Raw genomic sequence first — 4,714 nt, forward strand, 5'->3', positions numbered from 1 at the left:
ACACACGACGTCGATCCGCCGCCCTGGGAGGTGGACTGGGGTGCGCAATCCCGATCCAAACCATCGGATGTTTGGGCGGGATCGTAGGGTCGACGTCAGGATCTGTCAACAGGTTGATTGTGGATCCGGTGATGCCACTCCCTCGCGACGTCGAGCGGGTCAGGTACCGGCGGCCGGTCGCCCGACGATCATGGATGCGAGCAGATCTCCCGTGAATGTATGAGCGGTCTCCTCGTCCAGCTGCGCTCCCAGACCGTCGAGAACCCGGGTGAAGAAGGCCCGCGCCGCAACGGCATAGACGAGATCAGCGATCTCAGCGTCGGAGAGTCCGACCTCGCGCAGGTGATCGACGTCCGCCTGCTCCACCGAAGCGGCGTCGGTAGCGACCTTGGCCGCGAACTGAAAGATCGCCCGGTCCTGTGGTTCGAGAGCCTCGCCGTTGGGGGCTTGCGCGATGAGACGCAGAGTCGACTCGTCCGAGCACTCGTCACGAAGAAACTTCGAGTGTGCAGTGGTGCAATACGTCGAGCGAAGGCTGCGCGCGGCCGCGATAGTGGCCAGTTCGAAGCGACGCCGGTCCATGCCGTCTCGAATGGCGCCGTTGAGCGCGTTCCACGCCGCGGCGACCTCCGGCCGATGGCCGAAGGCCCCCGCATAGTTGGGGAGAAAACCCCAGGACTCTCGCTGTTGCTCGTAGTAGGCCGCGGTCGGGGCGGCCGCCGCGTCCTCGGCGACGGGATCGATGAACATGACACAAAGGATGACGCACAGCCGTCGGCGTATCCACCGATTCTCCAACGTCGCACATCACGACGAAGTGGACGATGCCGCACAGAGTGGTTGGTAGTCCTCGGCGCCGAGATGCCACAGCGGTAGAGCGACCTGACCCGTCACGGCGCCGTCGCCGGAGTGGACGCCACGCAGGTCGAGGCCGAGGCTGTGCAGCATCGCGAAGACAGCCAGGTTGTCGGCCGCGGCCAGCACCGCGTAGCGGCAGACGCCGGCGTGGATGGCGCGTTCGCTCAGCCGGATCATGAGCTGCGTAGCGACTCCGCGGCGATGCCAGGCGTCGACGACCGTGATCGCGAGGTCGGCCGCCAGCCGATCGTCTGCGCTCCGGATGTAGCGCGCGACGCCTATTGCGCGCCCATCGGACGCGGAGAGCGCGACGAGGGCCTCATGATCGACGTGGTCTATGTCGGTGAAGTAGCGCAACTCTGCCGCAGTCAGCTCCCGCTTCGCAGTGAGGAAGCGGAACCACCGGCTGCGATCGCTCAGCCGATCGAAAGCGTCAGCAAGCAACGGCGCGTCGGTGGTGCGGATCGGCCGGATCAGGACCTGCGCGCCGTCGCGGAGAGAGACGAGTTCCCCGCCGGCCGTGGTCCCGCGAAGACGAACCGGATCGCGCACGCCGATGACCGGCGGGACGTAGTCGTCGATCGTGGTCATCGTTGCTCCTTGCCGCTGATTCGTGCGCCCATCTGAGGCTCAACCCAGCCTCGCGGACTATCAGCGGCTCCCGCATCCGTGCGCACCACGGATTCACGGTCAGTGGTCGCCATTGACTCCAGGGCGCCGCGGTCGGCGGTGGCGGGTGAGCGGCGAACCACTGCGCCAGGTCGACCTGGCCACCTGCGCCGTAGACCCGGCCGGGCGGCCATCATCGTGCGTCCTACTCGCATCCGCGGGCCGATTATGCGAGTAGTGCGCACGATGTCGGGGCGCCTGGCAACATCGGACGCCGGCGGTCTACGCCGGCCAACAATCGGACGTCGTACTCGCATCCGAAGCCACATTTTGCGAGTAGAGCGTCCGATGTTCGGGCCATCTACGCGACGGCGAGTCCGGCGCGGGAATGCTTAGCGCAGGGTCTCTGCCAGTACGTCGTGCTGGGTCTCGCGGGCCTCGGCGTGCAGCGTCACGCCGGCCTTGGTCAGCGAGACGAAGACTCCGCGCCGGTCCTCCGGGCACATGACCCTGGTGATCAGACCGAGCCGCTCGAGCCGGGCCACGGCCCTCGACAGGGCGCTCTGGCTGAGATACATGTCGTGCGCCAGGTCGTTCATCCGGTACTTCTCGCACTGCGCGTCGGCGAGCCGGTCGAGCGTCTCGAACTCGCTCAGACCGATGCCGTGGCCGCTCTGCAGCCGGCTTTCCATCGCACAGGACACCGCCGCATGCCGGTCCAGCAGCTCTCGCCACTTGTCCACCAGCGTGGGTTGCACCGTTCTCGACACGCCCGCACGATAGCATGCTCACGCATCAGATTCGAGGACATTAAATGTTTGCGCATTGAATGCAGGCGCATGTAGCGTCCTCTCCGTGACTTCGCCGACGACCCTCTCGCCCGCGCCCGACACTGCTGCGCCTCCCGCCGACACGGGGTGGTCGCTCCGGCTGTGGGGGGTGCTCCTCACTCTCTGCGTGGTGCTCTTCCTCGACGGTCTCGACGTCTCGATGGTGGGCGTCGCCCTGCCGTCCATCGGCGCGGACCTCCACCTGTCCACCTTGACGCTGCAGTGGATCATCAGCGGCTACGTCCTCGGCTACGGCGGGCTGCTGCTGCTCGGGGGTCGGACCGCCGACCTGCTTGGACGCCGTACGGTGCTGCTCGCCGCACTCGCGGTGTTCGCGGCGGCCTCGTTGGCCGGTGGCCTGGTCGACTCCGGGCCGCTGTTGATCGCCACCCGGTTCATCAAGGGGCTCGCCGCCGCCTTCACCGCCCCGACCGGCCTGTCCATCATCACCACCACGTTCGGCGAGGGCCGGGCTCGCAACAAGGCCCTCTCGATCTACACGCTGTTCGGCGCCAGCGGCTTCTCCTCCGGGCTGATCTTCGGCGGGCTGATGACCGGTATCGGCTGGCGCTGGACCTTCCTGCTGCCGGCGCCGATCGCCCTGGCCGCACTCATCTCCGGCCTGGCGCTGATCCCCCGCGACCGGTCCACGGCCACCGGCGGGTACGACGTCGCCGGCGCCGTCACATCCACCGCGGCGATGCTGCTCCTGGTCTACACGGTGGTGTCGGCAACCCATGTCGGCTGGCTCCAGCCGCGCACGCTTGTCTCGCTCGCTGCGGTGATCGCCCTGTTCGCGGCGTTCATCCGGGTAGAACGCCGGGTCGCCCACCCGTTGGTGCGGTTGGGAGTGCTGCGCAGCGGCAGCCTCATGCGCGCCAACGTGGCGATCGTCGGCCTGATCGGGTCCTTCGCCGCCTTCCAGTTCATCCTCACGCTCTACCTGCAGTCCGCGCTGGGTTGGCAGCCGCTGCAGATGGCGCTCGCGCTACTGCCGGCCGGCCTGCTGGTGGTCTTCAGCGCACCGTGGGCGGGCTGGCTGATCGACCGGTTCGGAACCCCGCGGTTGATCGTCACCGGCCTCGCCGCGATGACCACGGGATACCTGTTGTTCTGGCGGATCGACACCCACCCGGTCTATGTGGCGGTCATGCTGCCGAGCGTGTTGCTGATCGGCGTCGGGTTCGCGCTCGCCTTCCCGTCCATCAACGTGCAGGCCACCAGCGGGATCGCCGACCACGAACAGGGACTCGCGGCCGGTCTGGTGCAGACCTCCGGCCAGGTCGGCGCCGCCCTGGTCCTGGCCGTGACGACCGCGATCATTTCCACCGCCCCGGCCGGTCGGGGACATTCGGCCGCGGCGATGCTCGCCGACTACCGGCCGGGGCTGATCTTCGTGACCTTCGTTGCGCTGGTCGGGCTGATGGTGGCCCTCCGCCCGCTGCTGCAGCGCCGTACCGTCCGACTGGCTGCGGCCGGCGCGGCGGTCGCCTCCCCCTGCGAGAGCCCCTGCGCCTAGAAGCGGTCGGGACGGCAGCCCGCCAGTAATGGCTCCACAGCGCCGTCGACCAGCTCCCGCGCGATCAGGCGGCCCACGGCCGCGGCGAGCGTGACCGCGGAGTGCAGCACCGCCACGTAGAGCCCGGGCACCTCGACGACTGGTCCGACGATGGGTTCGCCGTCGGCCGGCATCGGACGTACGCCGACCCGGCTGCTGAGCAGCTCGACGTTCGCGGCGCCGCGGAAGGTGGACCGGACGGCGGCGAGAGTGCGCTCGGGCGAGTCTGCGGCGGCGATTAGCCGGTCCGCGGCGACCTGCCGGAGATCGAAGTCCGGGGTGTTGACCACGGTGCGGACCAGACCCGCCGGAGCGCGGAGCTGGACGAGCGTCGCCGGCGACGGGTCGACCGGCACGCGTATGCCGAGCGGCGCAGCGAGCGCGGCCGTAGCCACCCCTGCCGCGAGCACCACGGTCGCGGCGGAGAGGGGTCCTGCCGCCGTCTCGACCCCGACAACCCGACCCACGTTGTCCCGGCGGACCGCGGTGAGCGGGGTGTCCAGATGGATCCGGGCGCCGTGGGCGCGGGCACCCTCGACCAGTCGCTCGGTCGCGCCCACCGGGTCGACGGCGCCGTCATCGGGTGCCCAGACGGCCCACTCCGGGGGCTGCCGCAGGTTGGGCTCGAGCGTTGCCGCGGTGGCTGCGTCCACGATCTTCTGCCCGGGTCCGGCCTCCGGCGCGCTGTCCGCCACGCCCCAGGACAGCGAGCCGGACCACGTCACCGGGAGTCCCGGCAGCTCGGCCTCGAGCCGGCGGTACTCGTCCGTCGCGGTCAACCGCAGCGCGGCGGCTGGACCGGCGCGTACGCCGGACGCTCCGATCCAGGCGAACGAGTCCGCCGTCACGCCGGCGCCCG

At 69.5% G+C, this 4,714-nt stretch carries 5 protein-coding genes; 1 reads left to right on the plus strand and 4 read right to left on the minus strand.

The genetic code is table 11. The features are described 5' to 3' along the window. Positions 1–159 precede the first annotated feature (159 nt). From VGH85_08525 to VGH85_08535, 3 genes are all read right to left on the minus strand, one after another. On the minus strand, positions 160–750 hold the full coding sequence (locus tag VGH85_08525) for a peroxidase-related enzyme (protein HEY2173841.1): 591 nt from the start codon (positions 748–750) through the stop codon (positions 160–162). Between the two features lie 57 nt (positions 751–807). Then, positions 808–1,449 (minus strand): GNAT family N-acetyltransferase, encoded by a 642-nt coding sequence (locus tag VGH85_08530; protein ID HEY2173842.1) that lies wholly within the window; start codon positions 1,447–1,449, stop codon positions 808–810. A gap of 410 nt (positions 1,450–1,859) precedes the next feature. Next, entirely contained in the window at positions 1,860–2,237 is a 378-nt protein-coding gene (locus VGH85_08535; protein HEY2173843.1) for a MarR family transcriptional regulator, read from the minus strand. An 85-nt stretch (positions 2,238–2,322) separates the two neighbouring features. On the opposite strand from VGH85_08535, the gene VGH85_08540 reads away from it, so the two are divergent. Next, on the plus strand, positions 2,323–3,816 hold the full coding sequence (locus tag VGH85_08540; GenBank protein HEY2173844.1) for an MFS transporter: 1,494 nt from the start codon (positions 2,323–2,325) through the stop codon (positions 3,814–3,816). Here VGH85_08540 and VGH85_08545 read toward each other — a convergent pair. Then, the coding region (locus VGH85_08545) for an FAD-dependent oxidoreductase (protein ID HEY2173845.1) at positions 3,813–4,714 on the minus strand (902 nt) is incomplete at its 5' end. The two genes, VGH85_08540 and VGH85_08545, sit on opposite strands and share 4 nt — an antisense overlap.

This window comes from Mycobacteriales bacterium (genome assembly GCA_036497565.1).
In the GTDB taxonomy this organism is placed as follows: Bacteria; Actinomycetota; Actinomycetes; order Mycobacteriales; family QHCD01; genus DASXJE01.